The sequence below is a fragment of the Ruminococcus sp. B05 genome, assembly GCF_003628495.1.
GTDB classification, from domain to species: Bacteria; Bacillota; Clostridia; order Lachnospirales; family Lachnospiraceae; genus Schaedlerella; species Schaedlerella hominis.
In genome coordinates this window covers 128,972-144,813 of the sequence record NZ_RBZR01000007.1, presented here as the reverse complement: position 1 = coordinate 144,813, position 15,842 = coordinate 128,972, and the positions used below count along the sequence as shown (strand labels likewise).

Sequence of the window (15,842 nt, the reverse complement as noted above, 5' to 3'; positions counted from 1 at the left end):
CCATAACGTCAAGTTAGTAAGACCCCTTGAAGACGACGAGGTAGATAGGGCAGAGGTGGAAGTGTGGTAACACATGGAGCTGACTGTTACTAATAGGTCGAGGGCATAACCAGAACAGGTGATAGGAACAAGATGGATGAAAAGACTTTGTATGCAGTTTTGAAGGTATACTTCAATAAAGGTAATCCTCGATAGCTCAGCGGTAGAGCATTCGGCTGTTAACCGAAGGGTCGTTGGTTCGAACCCAACTCGGGGAGCTTAAAAAGAATCCATAGCTGTCATTTAACTATGGTTTTTTTTATGAAAGATGATTATCATAAGAAAAGTGAATTTTTTTAAAGAAATCACTTGCAAAAATAAAAAGATTATGGTAATATTTATTTCGGTCGCTGATAGAAGTGATAAATAGAATTTGGCTCCATGGTCAAGCGGTTAAGACATCGCCCTTTCACGGCGGTAACACGGGTTCGATTCCCGTTGGAGTCATTTGCACAAAGTGCAATTGAATAAAAGGTATATTTGTTCAAAGTAGTAGGCAATATGCCGATGTGGCTCAATTGGCAGAGCAGCTGATTTGTAATCAGCAGGTTATCGGTTCGAGTCCGATCATCGGCTTTGTTCCTGAAAGGGACATATAATGGACCTTTAGCTCAGCTGGTTAGAGCAATCGGCTCATAACCGATCGGTCCTGGGTTCGAGTCCCCGAAGGTCCATTTAATTTAATAAGGCCCAGTGGCTCAGTTGGTTAGAGCGCCGCCCTGTCACGGCGGAGGTCGAGAGTTCGAGTCTCTTCTGGGTCGTTCGCACTGAACACTTAATGAAGCATAGCTGAATTTAGTGAGAAGGTGCACAGAGTGATATGGGATCTTAGCTCAGCTGGGAGAGCATCTGCCTTACAAGCAGAGGGTCACAGGTTCGAGCCCTGTAGGTCCCATATATATAGTGCGCGCGTGTGGCGGAATAGGCAGACGCAAGGGACTTAAAATCCCTCGGGAGCGATCCCGTGCCGGTTCAAGTCCGGCCACGCGCATTATATTAGAAGACTTAAGCTAATGCTTAAGTCTTTTTACATTTTATAAGATATTAGATTAAATATAACAGGAGGATAATGTCATGAGAAGAATGGAATTTACTATGGATAGACCAGGATTGGTTGAAATCGGACAAGAAGTAAATGTAATTGAAGGAAAATTACCTAGTTCATATTATTATACAATTGAACATGCAATTGCAATGAGCGGTAATTATCGAAGTTATGAAAGATTACAAACACGTCATGGCAAAGTGGTAGATATCCAAATGGGATTGGAAGCAAACAGTGTTATTTTAGAATTTGATGAGTAAAAAATTATATTGAAGAAAAAAGATTCAATAATATTTTAGACGAAAAATAGATGAAAAAATTGAAGAAATTGAGTTGACAAAGTTTATTTGAATGCTATAATGAGGGTCAGAAGATAACACGATGACGAGACGAGTAGAATGTGGAACGTTTCAGAGAGAGATGAAGATGCTGGAATCATCTTAACGGGAATCATTTGAAGACTACCTCCGAGTGGCCCTAATCCGGTCCGGTGATTCCGTTATAATCATGAATGAAGTGGTTTTAGATAACAATGTAATTGTTATCATCTTGAAAACAAAAAGGGTGGAACCGCGGATATAAAAGTAATCAGACTTTATCCGTCCCTTGCATGTAAGTGCAGGGACAGATAAAGTTTTTTCTATTTTTAAGGAAAAAGTTTTTATAATATGTAAAATCCCTGTATTAAATGCTTGAAGTGAATATCAAAACAGGAGGTAGAATGATGATTATTACATTAAAAGATGGATCAAAAAAAGAGTATTCAGAAGCAAAAACAGTAATTGATGTTGCATACGATATTAGCGAAGGTCTTGCACGAGCAGCATGTGCCGGAGAAGTAGATGGTGAAGTTGTAGACCTTAGAACAGTTTTGGATAAAGACTGTGAACTTAATATTCTTACAGCAAGAGATGAGAAAGGTTTAGCTGCACTTCGCCATACAGCATCACATATAATGGCAGAGGCTGTACAGAACCTTTATCCAAATGCAAAAGTTGCAATTGGACCATCAATTGATACAGGATTCTATTATGATTTTGAATGTCAGTCATTTACAAGAGATGATTTGGATGCAATTGAGAAAGAGATGAAGAAAATCATCAAAAAAGGTGCTAAGATTGAAAGATTTACAAAATCAAGAGAAGAAGCAATCGCATTTTTCAAGGAGAAAAATGAACCTTATAAAGTTGAGTTGATTGAAGATCTTCCAGAAGATGCTGAAATTTCTTTCTATTCACAGGGAGATTGGGTAGATCTTTGTGCAGGACCTCATTTGATGAGTACAAAAGGTGTGAAAGCATTTAAATTGTTATCATCTTCAGGAGCTTACTGGAGAGGTGATGAGAAGAAACAAATGCTGACACGTATTTATGGTACAGCTTACGCTACAAAAGACGAACTCAAAGAACATTTAACACAGTTAGAGGAAGCAAAAAAACGTGATCATAATAAACTTGGACGCGAAATGAAATTATTTACAACAGTAGATGTAATCGGTCAGGGACTTCCGCTTATTATGCCAAATGGTGTTATCATTATGCAGGAGTTACAGCGTTGGATTGAAGATGAAGAAAGCAGACGTGGTTATGTTCGTACTAAGACACCATTGATGGCTAAGAACGACCTCTACAAGATTTCAGGACACTGGGATCACTACAAAGATGGAATGTTCGTATTAGGTGATGAAGAGAAAGATAAAGAAGTATTTGCCCTTCGTCCAATGACATGCCCATTCCAGTATTATGTATACAAAGCAGAACAGCACAGTTATCGTGATCTGCCATTGCGTTACGGCGAGACATCTACATTATTCCGTAATGAAGATTCTGGAGAGATGCATGGTCTGACTCGTGTTCGTCAGTTTACAATTTCAGAGGGACATTTGGTTGTAAGACCTGACCAGATGGTAAAAGAGTTCAAGGATTGTATCGCATTAGCTCAGTACTGTCTGCAGGTACTTGGCGTAGAGGAAGATGTAACATATCATCTTTCAAAATGGGATCCGTCAAATAAAGAAAAATATATTGGTGAACCAGAAGTTTGGGAAGAAACAGAAGGTCATATTCGTACAATGCTTCAGGAACTCAATATTCCATTCGTAGAAGATGTCGGAGAGGCAGCATTCTATGGACCAAAGGTAGATATTAATGCAAAGAATGTATACGGAAAAGAAGATACAATGATTACAATCCAGTGGGATGCATTACTTGCAGAACAGTTTGATATGTATTATATCGATGAAAATGGTGAGAAGAAACGTCCATGCATCATTCATCGTACATCTATCGGATGTTATGAAAGAACACTGGCATGGCTGATTGAGAAATATGCCGGTATGTTCCCTACATGGTTATGTCCGGAACAAGTTCGTGTGATTCCTATTTCAGATAAATATCATGAATATGCAGCAAAAGTTGAAGCAGAACTCAAAGCGAATAACATCCGTTGCTCTGTTGATCAGCGTTCAGAAAAGATGGGATATAAGATTCGCGAAGCTCGTCTGAACAGAGTTCCATATATGCTGATTGTTGGAGCAAAAGAAGAGGAAGAACAGAAAGTTTCTGTAAGAAGCAGATATCTCGGAGATGAAGGCTCGAAAGATTTGAATGTATTTATCGATGCAATCAAAGATGAGATTCAGAAAAAGACAATTCGTAAGATTGAAGTAGAGGACTAAGTTGCTATTTAGTTCACTGGGCGGCAATACGTTCCTTACAAAAAATTGATATAAGAATTCTTGCTCAGATTCCATGAGCGGGAGACACATAAGAGCGTAAATTTTTGCTAAAAGCAAATGAATTTGAACTCAAACTTGCTGCTACGCAGCTTCAAACACGTTCGTTCAAATTCATTATCGCAAAAATTTACGCTCTAAGTGTCTCCAACGCTCACTCCATATTCGCTCGAATTTCTTATATCAATTTTTTTGTAAGTAATGTATCGGCTCAAGTTGTGAAGTAAATAGCAAATTAAAGGATATTGAGCGACGATATCTGCGATAGTGGATTTTCGGGAATTGAAGATGCAAAATTTTGATGAGGAGTATCCGCAAGGTATAGAAAGAGTAGGTTGAAGATGCACATTTTTACTTGAGAGTATCCGCAAGGCATAGAAATAGTAGGTTGAAGATGCATAATTTCAATGAGTAACATCCTCACGTTATCGAAAACGTGTGATGTAGATGCAAAATTTACAACGGAAGCATCCTCAAGTTTTAGAAAAGGCAAGATGTAGATACAATTTAAACCACTAGTTGTTTTTTAGAAAAAAATTATATGATAAAAAGTTGGCTGATTTGATAATAGAAATGTAGTATAATGAAATCAAATGAATTAAGGATGGGAGGAAAGCAAGATGTTATTTATTTGGTATCCAAAATGCTCTACATGTCAGAAGGCTAAGAAATGGCTGGACAGTCATGAGATAGAGTATACGGAGAGGCATATTGTTGAAGAGAATCCAACATATGAAGAGTTGAAAGAATGGCACCATAAGAGCGGATTGCCGTTGAAGAAATTCTTTAATACCAGTGGGATGCTTTATAAGGAGATGAAACTGAAGGACCAGCTTCCGCAGATGAGTGAAGATGAACAGTTGAAATTGTTGGCGACAAATGGGATGTTAGTGAAGAGGCCATTGTTGGTGACGGAAGATAAGATGTCGGTTGGATTTAAGGAAGATGAGTGGAGTAGTATAAGTATTTGAAAAAAACAAGAGAATTGTAGAAATGAAAAGAATTAGTAAAGAAAATCCATTTTTTGATGAAGTGAGAGAATATATTGAAATTTGTTCTGAAAAAGGAAATAAACCAATTACAGAGTGTCATAAAACGATAAAAGTATATAAAGAGGAAAAAAATATTGAATATAGAATTCTTGCCGAAAGATTTAATACATATAAAGATAAATATAAGCTAGAAGAATTAAAAAATTGGCGTGATAAACTTGATATCACAAAAGTCGAAGAGAAAGATAAAGAAGAGATAAAAGATTTATTATTTTATATTTATCTTGTAAGTCGGAAAGATACAAAATCTTATACTTATAAAATGAAAAATGGAGATTCAGTATCGGTAGAGGTGAATACACTTAATCCAGAAATAACTACTAATGACGGCGTTAAAATAATACATCCGAAATGGCATCTATTGATTTCATATTTAGCATATATTGATGATGCGTATAACCATCCAGAGACTAAATTATTATCGTTATGGGTAAAATATAATAATCCGTTTCCATATTTGGAAAAAAATATAGTTTTGAATACATGGTTGAATGAAATAAAGGAAGATAATTAATGAACAAAATGGAAATACCAGCTTCTCTGGACATGATTCAGAAAAAGGATTTTTCTCAGATTGCAGAATGGGCAGAAAAAGAAGAAAATCCACTGTACCCGACACTGGTGGTATGGACAAAATCTGAGTTTCGACAATTTGTAGAACAGATATCTGTTTAAAATAAGTAATATTATAGCCTCGAGGATGGGTTATTTCCCCGAGGCTATTTTCTCTTTTTATTGTACAGTTATTATTCAGCAGCTTCTTCTTCTGCTTCTTCAGCAACATCAACAGCGGATACATGTACCTCTGCAATTGTAACTACAGCTGCATCATAAGTCTGTCCGTTGACTTCCAACATTACCTGACCACCTTTACCTTCTTCTTTCAGAAGCTGGTCAACAGCACGTTTGTCCATCTGCAATGGAATAGATTTCTCCATCTCACGACCGAACAGATTACCAGTTACAAATCCTTCGCGTCTAAGTTTTTTTGCTTTGATTGTCATGTTTCTCTTTTCAGCTTTTAAAGTATTCATTTATCTTTTCCTCCAAATACTGAATCACGGAAAATGTGTAAATTTAAATACAATTCTGTGAAATCTCTATTTGAGTCAGTACAATATGGAAAATTCAAGAAAATTATCATGACAAATATATTACAAAAGCAAACGAAGAACCTTTGTTTTATCCAGTATATAAATGGAGCAGATCATAAATAAATGTGCTAACAGAGTACTTACAATTACACCATTTGATGTAAGGAGAAATCCACTGTAAAATCCAAACCAGCAAATAAATCCTGAATAAGTTCCCATTAATAATAGTAAAGGAAGCTGTTTGACAAATCCGCGTATCGTACTTAAAAAGTCATCCATTGTAAAGTCGAAGTATATAAAACGACCGATTGCAAGTGTTATAAAGTACATCATGAGAGAGTCATAGTTATCATCGTTATAGATGAACTTGATATAAAGCAAAATCAGTATAATATAAAAAGTTGAAACCAGACGGATGGATGCTTTTTGTTCTGAGTCAATTTCTTCCAAAGGAATGAGCACGATATCTAACCAGCCGTTCAAAATAACGGAAAAACAAAGGAAGAGTAACAGCAGTAAATCCTGATATTTTGTCCAATAAACAGAGACTCCGGGAATTCGTTCGTCAATGATATAGTAGAGGGACAAAAAAATAAGAACAGAGGTACTGGCAAAAATCATTTCAAAAAAACTTTCAATGATAGTCAGTTCCTTTTCTTGATGTTCACGATTTAACCGGCGTATTCTTCTGGAAGAAAGAGAATCATTTTGTAATTTTTTATGCATTTGTAGTTTAGCGATACATAAAACGATTGCAATTACGATAATGAGTCCAAGCAATGAAGCAAGCAGATAAACGCCGATATTTTTAAAGTTAAAATAATGTGCAACATAGTATGTATTCATAAAAATTCCACCTTTCCAAGAACATTATAACACCAGTATGCAACTGGTAAAAATTCTCAATTTGTGTTACACTCCCATCTTTGACAGTTGCGGAATAGTTTCATTTATCATTTGTTCTAGAACTGTAAAAAATGCTGCAGTGTCAAGACATTTGCCGATGCATATAATAATATAAGTGATATATGCAGGAGTGACACGATGCGCATATGTGAATTACGAGAAAAAGAAGTAATTAATACCTGCGATTGTAAGGTGTTAGGATGTGTAGTAGATATAGATTTTGACTTGTGCAGTGGACAGATTGAGGCAATTATCGTTCCCGGGCCCGGAAAAGTATGTGGGATATTTGGCGTGGACTCGGAATATATTATCCCATTTGCATGTATCAGGAAAATCGGACCCGATATTATATTGGTGGAGATTCAGAAAGAAAAATTTTTGAAGAAAATATAGCAGATAAGAGAGTTTTGATTTCATTAACGTAAATCGAAACTCTCTTATCTATTTTTGTTTATGTGGGTCAAGCCACAAAGTCTAATAGGATGTGTATCTAATAAGGGGAGCATAAAAATCTGAAAAATTATTCTCCAGAAATTTTACAGCAACTGTCTCTTTCTATCAAATGATGTGGCACGATAATCTTTGTCGCAACCAATCCGGGATTTTCAATATGATTAATAATCTGTGAGGCTGCTTCAATTCCCAGCTGGCATGAATTGATGTCAATGGATGTGAGCTGGGGAGAAGTCAATCTTGCAAATAATGAATTGTTAAAGGAGATGATTGATAAATCTTCCGGAATCGACAGCTTGTTTTGCAGACATACTCGTTCCAGAGAAACAGCAAGAATATCATCACTTACTACAATTGCGGTTGGGGGTTCAGTTTGTAATAATAACGCAGAAATTTCTTCGGTATTATTTTGTGAAACATTTGCAACTTCTACACAGTATTCAGGCCGCATCGGAAGTCCATGTTTTGCTAGTGCGAGCAGGTAACCGGATTTTCTGTCAGCAGAGAAAATGAGATTGCTGTCAGCACCCAGATATGCAATGCGACGATGACCGAGCTGGTAGAGGTATTCAGTTGCTTCCTGCCCTGCCAGCAGATTATCATTATCAATATATATACTCTGATTTGTGTATTGTGTAGCTTTTCCAATCAGACTGTATAGCAATCCTTCATTAAATAAATAGTCGATAACAGGATCATCTTTTCTGGAATACAGAACGATAAACGCATCTACTTTACCACTTCTCGACATGGAGCGGACTGCTTGTAATATTTCGTCTTCGTCCTGTCCGGTTACAATCGTTGTCATGTATTGTTTTTGGTTACAGTAATGACTGACGCCGCGAACTGCTTCAAGATAAAATGAATTTTCATATACTTCACGTGCAGATGCAGGAAGGATAATCCCTATTGTTCGCGAATTTTGAGAAGCAAGGTTGCTAGCCTGGAAATTTGGTTCATATCCAAGCTCGAGCATTGCTTTTCGAACCTTTTCTTTTGTTTCACTGCTGATAGAAGGGTTATTTTTACAAGTTCTGGATACTGTAGAAGGAGATACACCTGCCAAAGCTGCCACATCTTTAATTGTCACTGTCATAAATAAAGCCTTTCGTTTTTTGATATAAATAGTATTTTAATGAAAGAAAATAGGAATGTCAAATGCATTGCATAAGAAATTGCATGAGTTATGCAAAAGGCCAGGGAATGAAAAGAAGGGAATGTTGAGCAATAGTAACAAAAGTACAGATAGTAAATTGTGCGATATTTCAAAACAACAAAAATGAAACTAGAAAAATGCACAAAAACAAGAATAATAAATTGTGGAAAAAAGAGAAAGCAATGCAATATTAGAAAATAGAATTGAAATATCATAAAATTCTGACTATAATTAATGCAAACGGTTGCACAAAACAATGCAACAGGTACTTAGTGATGTAGAATTTGCAGAGAGTACAATATGGCTTATGGGAGATTTCAACAGTTTGGATAATGTAAAAGGGGAAGGTTACGAACTAATCTGTAACAGTGGATGGAAGGATACATATGTGTTAGCAGAAGAAAAGGATGACGGTATTACGGTGGAAGAAGAAATTGATGGCTGGCGTGAATCCGATGGCAGAAGCAATCTGAAAAATGAAAAGAGACTCGATTATATTTTCTGTAATCAGGAGAAACAAGTTCATTCATCAAAGGTTGTTTGTAATGGAAAGGTTTATCCGGTTGTATCCGATCACTATGGAGTCATGATAGAAGTTTAATAGCAGGTTTTAAAAGAAAGGGAGATTAAAAATGAATGAAAGAGCTGCAGGTATTTTAATGCCAATCAGTAGTTTGCCATCTGAATACGGCATTGGATGTTTTTCAAAAAGTGCATATGAATTTGTAGATTGGTTGAAGGACGCCGGACAGAGTTACTGGCAGATACTTCCTCTTGGTCCGACTAGTTACGGAGATTCACCGTATCAGTCTTTTTCTACATTTGCAGGAAATCCATATTTTATCAGTCTGGATGAGCTGATTGAGGAAAAAGTGCTGACTCGTGCAGAGTGCGATAAAGTAAATTGGGGAACAGTAAAAAATAAAGTAGATTACGAGAAAATTTATAAAGGGCGGTATCCATTGCTTCGAAAAGCATATGAGAGAAGTAATATCAGTGAGAATCAGGACTATCAGAAATTTGTTGCAGAAAATAACTGGTGGCTGGCAGATTATGCATTATTTATGGCAGTAAAGACAAGATTTGATGATGTAGAATGGACGAAGTGGGCAGAGGATATCAGACTTCGTTGGAATAATGCAATGGATTACTATAGGGAAGAACTTTATTACGATATCGAATTTCAGCAGTATATGCAGTTTAAATTTCATGAACAATGGATGAAGCTGAAGAATTATGCGAACAGCAAAGGGATTAAAATTATTGGAGATATTCCGATTTATGTTGCGATGGATAGTGCTGATGCATGGGCACATCCAGAACTGTTTCAGTTAGATTCAGAAAATGTTCCGGTAGCAGTAGCAGGATGCCCGCCGGATGGATTTTCGGCAACAGGACAGTTGTGGGGAAATCCGTTATATCGATGGGAGTATCATAGAAGCACCGGTTACGAATGGTGGATTTCAAGACTTCGATATGTGTTCAACATGTATGATGTCGTCCGTATTGATCATTTCCGCGGGTTTGACGAATATTTTTCTATTCCGTATGAAGCAGAAAATGCGATTGGCGGACATTGGGAAAAAGGACCGGGAATTGAATTGTTCCGTAAAGTAGAGCAGGCACTTGGATGGAAACCGGTTATTGCAGAAGATTTGGGTTATGTAACGGATTCTGTACGAGATATGGTAAGAGACAGCGGATTCCCGGGAATGAAAGTTCTGGAGTTTGCATTTGATTCCAGAGATTCCGGATGTGCAAATGATTATTTGCCACATAATTATCCGGTAAATAGTGTTGCATACACAGGAACTCATGATAACGAGACAATCGTTGGATGGTGGAGCAGTATTACGAAGGATGAACAGAAACTTGCAAGAGAATATCTTTGCGATCAGGCAACACCGGACAAGGAATTATACAAGTCTTTCATTAGCCTGATTATGAGAAGTAGTGCAAAACTTTGTGTGATTCCGATGCAGGATTATTTAGGACTGGATAACAAGAGCCGTATCAATACGCCATCGACAGTTGGAAAGAACTGGAAATGGAGAGTTAACACAAGACAATTGTCTGTTAAGCTGCAGAAAGAGATTTATGGAATGGCACTGAGATATGGAAGGATGAATTGGAACGATTCTATATAATTTTCTTTAGCAGAAACGTAAATTCTTTCAGAGTACATAAGACAGGAAAATCAGGTTGCCCTCCCCTTCTTTGTAGAGTATGATATTAACATAAATGCTTGCGCTTGGATAGAGCAAAAAAAGAAGGGGGATGTGACTTATCAATTTCACAAAAATATACTGTCGCATATATCAAAATTGTATGAAGGCTGCAATGTATATAATTCCTTGGCGTATGCCAAAGATATTAAAAGGCGCGGGATCTATTTTGCAGCTTCCAGAGTTTTTAAAGAAAAAGAAGCTGTCTAATATTTTAATCGTGACAGGACCTAACATTCATAAACGAGGGCTGTTGGATGAATTAGAAAAAGGATTGCAGCAGGAAAATTTGTCATATTATATTTTTGATGATATTTCACAGAATCCGGTAGATACGGAAGTAGAGCACGGTGTAGAGATATTTAAGCGAGAAAAGTGTAGTTGTATTGTTGCAGTCGGCGGGGGTTCTCCAATGGATTGCGCAAAAGCAATCGGTGCGAGAATAGCACGTCCAAGGAAATCAATAAGACAATTGCAGGGGGTATTTAAGGTATTAAGACCGATCCCATTATTTATTGCAGTTCCGACAACCGCCGGAAGTGGTTCAGAGACTACCATCGCGGCAGTGATAACAGAAGAGAAAACACATCATAAAGCAGCAATTAACGATTTATGTCTGATGCCGAAGGTGGTCATCTTAGATCCGAAACTGACAGTTGCATTACCATCTTCTGTTACAGCAGCAACGGGAATGGACGCATTATGTCATGCAGTAGAAGCGTATACAAATGATAAATATAATACAGAATTTGAACGAGATTTATGTAGGCAGGCTGTAAAATATATTTATGACAATTTGTATACAGCGTATCAGGATGGAGAGAATCTGACAGCTAGACAGAAGATGCAGCAGGCGGCATTTTATGCAGGTAGAGCATTTACAAGAGGGAGTGTAGGATATGTTCATGCCATAGGTCATACATTAAGTGGGCTATATAATGTCCCTCATGGATTGGCGATGGCGATGTTACTGACGCAGGTTATGAGGGCATATGGAAGTGCTGTGCATGAAAAATTAGCGGAGCTATGTGATGTCTGCGGTATCGAAGTAGAGGATGCTGGCACACAGTCAAAGGCAGAGGCATTTCTTCAATGGATTGATGAGATGAACGAAAAGATGGGGATTCCAAAGTATCCGGATATGATTCAGAAAAAGGATATTTCAAAGATTGCCAGGTGGGCAGAGAAAGAGGGAAATCCTTTGTATCCGGTGCCGGTTGTGTGGAAAAAATCAGAGTTTAGCCGATTTGTAAATCAGTTATACGATGATAGTAAAGAAAATATATAAATATTTAGAAATATTAAGCGCAGGATAAATTACCCTGCGCTTAAATCTCGTATTTATTATTCAGCAGCTTCCTCATCTGCTTCTTCAGCAGCATCGGCAGCAGATACGTGAACCTCTGTAATTGTAACTACAGTAGCTTCAGCATCAGTCATCAAATCGACGTCTTTGTCCTGAGCAATTGGCAGATCGCATACACGAATCGTATCGCCGACCTTTAGGTCTCCGACATCAACTTCAACTTTTTCTACCAGTGCAGCAGGAAGTGCCTTGAATGAAATCTCATGCAGCATCTGCTGTGGAACACCGGCGGCAAGTTTCTCAAGATTAATCAGATGTACTTCAGCAGTAGAGTGAACTTTTTCATTACTTACTAATGCCTGAAAATCAATCTCATCGACATAACCTTTCAATGGGTTATAATCAACCTCTTTAATAAGTGCATCATAAGTCTGTCCGTCAACTTCGAGCATTATCTGACCACCTTTTCCTTCGTCTTTTAGAAGCTGGTCAACAGCACGTTTGTCCATCTGCAATGGAATGGATTCTGTCATCTCGCGACCGAACAGATTACCGGTTACAAATCCTTCGCGTCTAAGTTTTTTGGCTTTTGTTGTCATGTTTCTTTTTTCAGCTTTTAAAGTATTCATTTATCTTTTCCTCCAAATACTGAATCACGCTTAGCAGCCTTCAACTTTTTTCTATAAGTAGGTTTTGTTAAGTTCTATTTCCTTGTTACAGTTTTATTATAGCACCGCGTGTCAAGAGAAAAACATGGAAAAGTGTGAAAAAAATGTGAAAGATATTTTAAAACTTAATGACGGAAAATTGTAAGTTATTTTAATTCAGATAAAAATTTTTCTACCTCAATCGGAATTCGCGCATCTCTCCAGGCAAGGAGAATTTCTGTCGAGAGGTTCGTATTCTTAATAGAATAAGCATAAAGACAGGGGTTGAGTTCTCTCATGGAAGAAGGGAGGATGGCAACCCCTAAACCATGTTCGGCCAAAGTTATGGCGGTTCTGGCATCTTCACATTCGCAGTATATGTCACAAGTTAATCCATTATCTTCAAAAGCAGATATAATATATTTGCGATAGCGATGAGAAAGTATCAAGGATTTTTGTGATAGTTCTTTTAATGAAATATTTGTATATCCAATATCAAAAAAGCCAGGAATTGCCATTGCTACTAAATTCTCCTGTAGTAAAACGCTGGTGTTGCATTCATTTAACACAATCGGTGTTCTAAGTGTTGTAATATCTACCAGGCCATTTTCTAATTCATTTTTTAAAGCGAATGTAGAACCTTCATGTATATCAAAGTGAATATCAGGATATTTTGAAGCAAATCGAACTAAGTAATCAGACATAATGGAAACACTGGAAGGTGTCAGACCAATATGGAGAGTAGCAGACTGGCTTGCCTTAATTACTTCACGTTTGGTAATATCCGTCATAGTAAGCAGACTGGTGGCTCTGGCATAGAGCACTTTACCGGCTTCGGTTAGAGTAATTCTTTTTGTACCTCTGATAAAAAGCTGTACTTGTAATTCTTCTTCCAGCATTTTCATCTGGTAGCTTAATGGTGGTTGTGTCATGTGCAGAGCTCTGGCGGCAGCACTGACATTTCCCTCATCTACAATTGCATGAAAGTATTCTAATTGTTTGATTTCCATATAATTTTCTCCTATTGAAAAAGATATATAAAAATTATTGTATTGCTATATAAAAACAATATTTTTTATATATTTTAATTCGTGTTATACTTGGAGTCAAGGAAAGAAAGAAAAAAAGGAATGAGAGTATGAAACGAATTGATTTTGAACACGGAACAATTACAGGAAATATTTTAGGCGCGGCATTACCGATGCTGGTGGCACAGATATTGAGTCTTTTGTATAATATCGTGGATCGAATTTACATTGCCAGAATTCCGGAAGTCGGAACAACAGCACTTGGAGCGGTGGGCTTATGTTTTCCAATTATTGTAATTATCACAGCATTCAGTAATTTGTTCGGAAGTGGCGGCGCCCCTTTATTTTCTATTAATAGAGGAAAAGGAGATACAAAAAAGGCTGAAACAATTATGAATACATCATTTTCAATGATGTGCATTTGTGGAGTGGTATTGATGGTAATCGGCATGTTGTTTGCAAGTCCGATACTGGTATTATTTGGTGCATCAGAGGAAGGGTTATCTTATGCGTATCCATATATGATGATTTATCTGATAGGAACAGTACCATCCATGATTGCAACAGGGATGAATCCGTTTATTAATGCACAAGGTTATGCTACATCAGGCATGCTGTCTGTAACAATTGGAGCAGTTGCCAATTTAATTTTGGATCCATTATTTATATTTGGATTGCATTTAGGAATACAAGGAGCTGCAATTGCAACGATTATTTCACAGACTTTATCAGCAGCATATGTATTTTATTTTTTAAGAAAGAAATCGGAGCTAAAAGTTCGAATGCTCTCCAAGGCAGAATGGAAAGTATGTGGAGCAGATGCAAAAAATATCGTGAGTCTTGGTAGTGCAGGATTTATTATGCAACTGACAAATAGTTTAGTAACAATATGTTGCAACAGTGTGCTGTCAGGTATCGGAGGAGATGTTTATATATCAGTGATGACAATTGTATCAAGCATCCGGCAGATGGTAGAGACACCAATTTATGCTATGAATGAAGGAACCTCTCCAATTTTAAGCTACAATTACGGAGCACAGCGTCCAAAACGTGTTAGAAAAGCAATTAGAGTAATGACTTGTATGATTCTTATTTATACGGCAATCATGTGGAGTGTGATTATTTTTGCACCGGAATTTTTAATCGGAATTTTCAGTTCGGATAAAGAATTACTGGTAGATGCCGTAGAAGCATTGAAGTTGTATTTTGCAGCATTTATATTTATGGATCTGCAATATATTGGACAGACGGTATTTAAATCATTAAATAAAAAGAAACAGGCAATCTTCTTTTCGTTACTTAGAAAAGTATTTATAGTCGTGCCATTAACATATTTGTTTCCATATACATTTCACATGGGAACAAGAGGTGTGTTTTTAGCAGAACCGATATCAAATGTAATTGGAGGAAGTTTGTGTTTTATTACAATGCTGGCAATTGTGATGCCGGAGTTAAAGAAAATGAAGGAGGAAAATTATGAGTGAGTTAGATGTGATTCAAGGTTTTTTTGCAAAGGAGCAGAAAGAAAAAATTGACAAATATCGTATTTTAAATGAAACGGTTATAAAGGGACAAATCCTTTTTACAGGGTCATCATTGATGGAACAATTTCCGATAAATGAATTGTTAATGACTGAGAAAATGGATTGTATTATTTACAACCGCGGAGTTGGCGGGTTCACAACAGATGATATGTTAGAAAACATGGATGTTCAGGTGTTTGGTACAGAGCCGTCTAAGATTTTTATTAATATTGGAACAAATGATATTAGTAATCCGTCGATTTCTTTTGAGGAAGCGCTTACACATACCATAACAAATTATGAGAAGATCCTGGTGCAAATTAAAGAAAAATTGCCAGAAACACAGGTGTATATGATGGCATATTATCCTGTTAAAGAGGATGCTCCGTTGCCAGAGGGGGAATGGGGCAGAACGATGTTTAAAAATCGAAATAATACAAATATACCGATAGCTAATGAAGAAGTTAAAAAACTGGCCGATAAATTTGGCTATACATATATTGATGTGAATAATGGATTGACAGATGTAAATGGAAATTTAAAAGAGGAGTATACGATAGAAGGTGTACATATGTATGCAAATGCGTATAGGTGTGTTTTAGAGAATCTTAAGAAGTATCTATAAGTTCGAGAG

15 protein-coding genes, 7 tRNA genes, 1 rRNA gene and 1 pseudogene are annotated in these 15,842 nt (G+C 37.0%); 19 read left to right on the top strand and 5 right to left on the bottom strand.

All coding sequences use genetic code 11. The features are described 5' to 3' along the window. The 13 genes from D8Q48_RS07580 to D8Q48_RS17030 all read left to right on the top strand — a co-directional run. Positions 1–113: ribosomal RNA gene (locus D8Q48_RS07580) — 23S ribosomal RNA — on the top strand; the annotation flags it as partial. 72 nt (positions 114–185) lie between these two features. Continuing rightward, positions 186–257, top strand: a tRNA-Asn gene (locus D8Q48_RS07575). A 157-nt stretch (positions 258–414) separates the two neighbouring features. Beyond that, positions 415–486: transfer RNA gene (locus D8Q48_RS07570), tRNA-Glu, on the top strand. A gap of 56 nt (positions 487–542) precedes the next feature. Beyond that, positions 543–615, top strand: a tRNA-Thr gene (locus D8Q48_RS07565). A 24-nt stretch (positions 616–639) separates the two neighbouring features. Then, a tRNA-Ile gene (locus D8Q48_RS07560) sits at positions 640–713 on the top strand. Positions 714–726: 13 nt separating this feature from the next. Continuing rightward, positions 727–800 (top strand) — tRNA-Asp (locus D8Q48_RS07555). 61 nt (positions 801–861) lie between these two features. After that, positions 862–934 (top strand) — tRNA-Val (locus D8Q48_RS07550). A gap of 12 nt (positions 935–946) precedes the next feature. Continuing rightward, positions 947–1,030, top strand: a tRNA-Leu gene (locus tag D8Q48_RS07545). 83 nt (positions 1,031–1,113) lie between these two features. Further along, a complete protein-coding gene (locus tag D8Q48_RS07540) occupies positions 1,114–1,344 on the top strand; it encodes a hypothetical protein (protein WP_191855118.1) in 231 nt (76 codons plus the stop codon). 461 nt (positions 1,345–1,805) lie between these two features. Then, positions 1,806–3,761: a threonine--tRNA ligase gene (gene thrS / locus D8Q48_RS07535; RefSeq protein ID WP_330514516.1), complete on the top strand. Its 1,956-nt coding sequence runs from the start codon at positions 1,806–1,808 to the stop codon at positions 3,759–3,761. Between the two features lie 677 nt (positions 3,762–4,438). Then, the gene (locus D8Q48_RS07530) at positions 4,439–4,789 is read left to right on the top strand and encodes an arsenate reductase family protein (protein ID WP_121056119.1); all 351 of its coding nucleotides are present in this window, start codon (positions 4,439–4,441) and stop codon (positions 4,787–4,789) included. 22 nt (positions 4,790–4,811) lie between these two features. Further along, the gene (locus D8Q48_RS07525; RefSeq protein WP_121056117.1) at positions 4,812–5,384 is read left to right on the top strand and encodes a hypothetical protein; all 573 of its coding nucleotides are present in this window, start codon (positions 4,812–4,814) and stop codon (positions 5,382–5,384) included. Further along, entirely contained in the window at positions 5,384–5,545 is a 162-nt protein-coding gene (locus D8Q48_RS17030; RefSeq protein WP_147422752.1) for an iron-containing alcohol dehydrogenase, read from the top strand. Before D8Q48_RS07525 ends, D8Q48_RS17030 begins: the two co-directional genes overlap by 1 nt. A 71-nt stretch (positions 5,546–5,616) precedes the next feature. Here the strand turns inward: D8Q48_RS17030 and D8Q48_RS07520 are convergent, their stop codons facing one another. Together D8Q48_RS07520 and D8Q48_RS07515 are read right to left on the bottom strand one after the other, a co-directional pair. Further along, positions 5,617–5,904 (bottom strand): hypothetical protein, encoded by a 288-nt coding sequence (locus tag D8Q48_RS07520; RefSeq protein ID WP_121056115.1) that lies wholly within the window; start codon positions 5,902–5,904, stop codon positions 5,617–5,619. 120 nt (positions 5,905–6,024) lie between these two features. Continuing rightward, positions 6,025–6,810 (bottom strand): hypothetical protein, encoded by a 786-nt coding sequence (locus D8Q48_RS07515; protein WP_191855117.1) that lies wholly within the window; start codon positions 6,808–6,810, stop codon positions 6,025–6,027. 198 nt (positions 6,811–7,008) lie between these two features. Between D8Q48_RS07515 and D8Q48_RS07510 the strand changes: the two genes are divergently transcribed. Beyond that, complete coding sequence (locus D8Q48_RS07510; RefSeq protein WP_022075833.1) at positions 7,009–7,263, top strand: YlmC/YmxH family sporulation protein; 255 nt, start codon at positions 7,009–7,011, stop codon at positions 7,261–7,263. 127 nt (positions 7,264–7,390) lie between these two features. On the opposite strand, the gene D8Q48_RS07505 is transcribed toward D8Q48_RS07510, so the two are convergent. Beyond that, entirely contained in the window at positions 7,391–8,419 is a 1,029-nt protein-coding gene (locus D8Q48_RS07505; protein ID WP_121056113.1) for a LacI family DNA-binding transcriptional regulator, read from the bottom strand. 316 nt (positions 8,420–8,735) lie between these two features. On the opposite strand from D8Q48_RS07505, the gene D8Q48_RS07500 reads away from it, so the two are divergent. The 3 genes and pseudogenes from D8Q48_RS07500 (at position 8,736) to D8Q48_RS07490 (ending at position 11,992) form a co-directional block, all read left to right on the top strand. Beyond that, on the top strand, positions 8,736–9,080 hold the full coding sequence (locus D8Q48_RS07500) for a hypothetical protein (protein ID WP_121056111.1): 345 nt from the start codon (positions 8,736–8,738) through the stop codon (positions 9,078–9,080). Between the two features lie 28 nt (positions 9,081–9,108). Then, positions 9,109–10,626 (top strand): annotated as a pseudogene (gene malQ, locus D8Q48_RS07495) (4-alpha-glucanotransferase); the annotation flags it as partial. Positions 10,627–10,819: 193 nt separating this feature from the next. Beyond that, positions 10,820–11,992 (top strand): iron-containing alcohol dehydrogenase, encoded by a 1,173-nt coding sequence (locus tag D8Q48_RS07490; RefSeq protein WP_243116249.1) that lies wholly within the window; start codon positions 10,820–10,822, stop codon positions 11,990–11,992. Positions 11,993–12,048: 56 nt separating this feature from the next. On the opposite strand, the gene D8Q48_RS07485 is transcribed toward D8Q48_RS07490, so the two are convergent. Together D8Q48_RS07485 and D8Q48_RS07480 are read right to left on the bottom strand one after the other, a co-directional pair. Next, positions 12,049–12,639 carry a 50S ribosomal protein L25 gene (locus D8Q48_RS07485; RefSeq protein WP_121056105.1) on the bottom strand — a complete coding sequence of 197 codons (591 nt, stop codon included), beginning with the start codon at positions 12,637–12,639 and terminating at the stop codon, positions 12,049–12,051. Positions 12,640–12,824: 185 nt separating this feature from the next. Then, on the bottom strand, positions 12,825–13,667 hold the full coding sequence (locus D8Q48_RS07480; RefSeq protein ID WP_121056103.1) for a LysR family transcriptional regulator: 843 nt from the start codon (positions 13,665–13,667) through the stop codon (positions 12,825–12,827). A 128-nt stretch (positions 13,668–13,795) separates the two neighbouring features. Between D8Q48_RS07480 and D8Q48_RS07475 the strand changes: the two genes are divergently transcribed. Together D8Q48_RS07475 and D8Q48_RS07470 are read left to right on the top strand one after the other, a co-directional pair. Then, complete coding sequence (locus tag D8Q48_RS07475) at positions 13,796–15,169, top strand: MATE family efflux transporter (RefSeq protein ID WP_121056101.1); 1,374 nt, start codon at positions 13,796–13,798, stop codon at positions 15,167–15,169. After that, positions 15,162–15,833: a GDSL-type esterase/lipase family protein gene (locus D8Q48_RS07470; RefSeq protein ID WP_121056099.1), complete on the top strand. Its 672-nt coding sequence runs from the start codon at positions 15,162–15,164 to the stop codon at positions 15,831–15,833. Before D8Q48_RS07475 ends, D8Q48_RS07470 begins: the two co-directional genes overlap by 8 nt. The last annotated feature ends 9 nt before the right edge of the window (positions 15,834–15,842 follow it).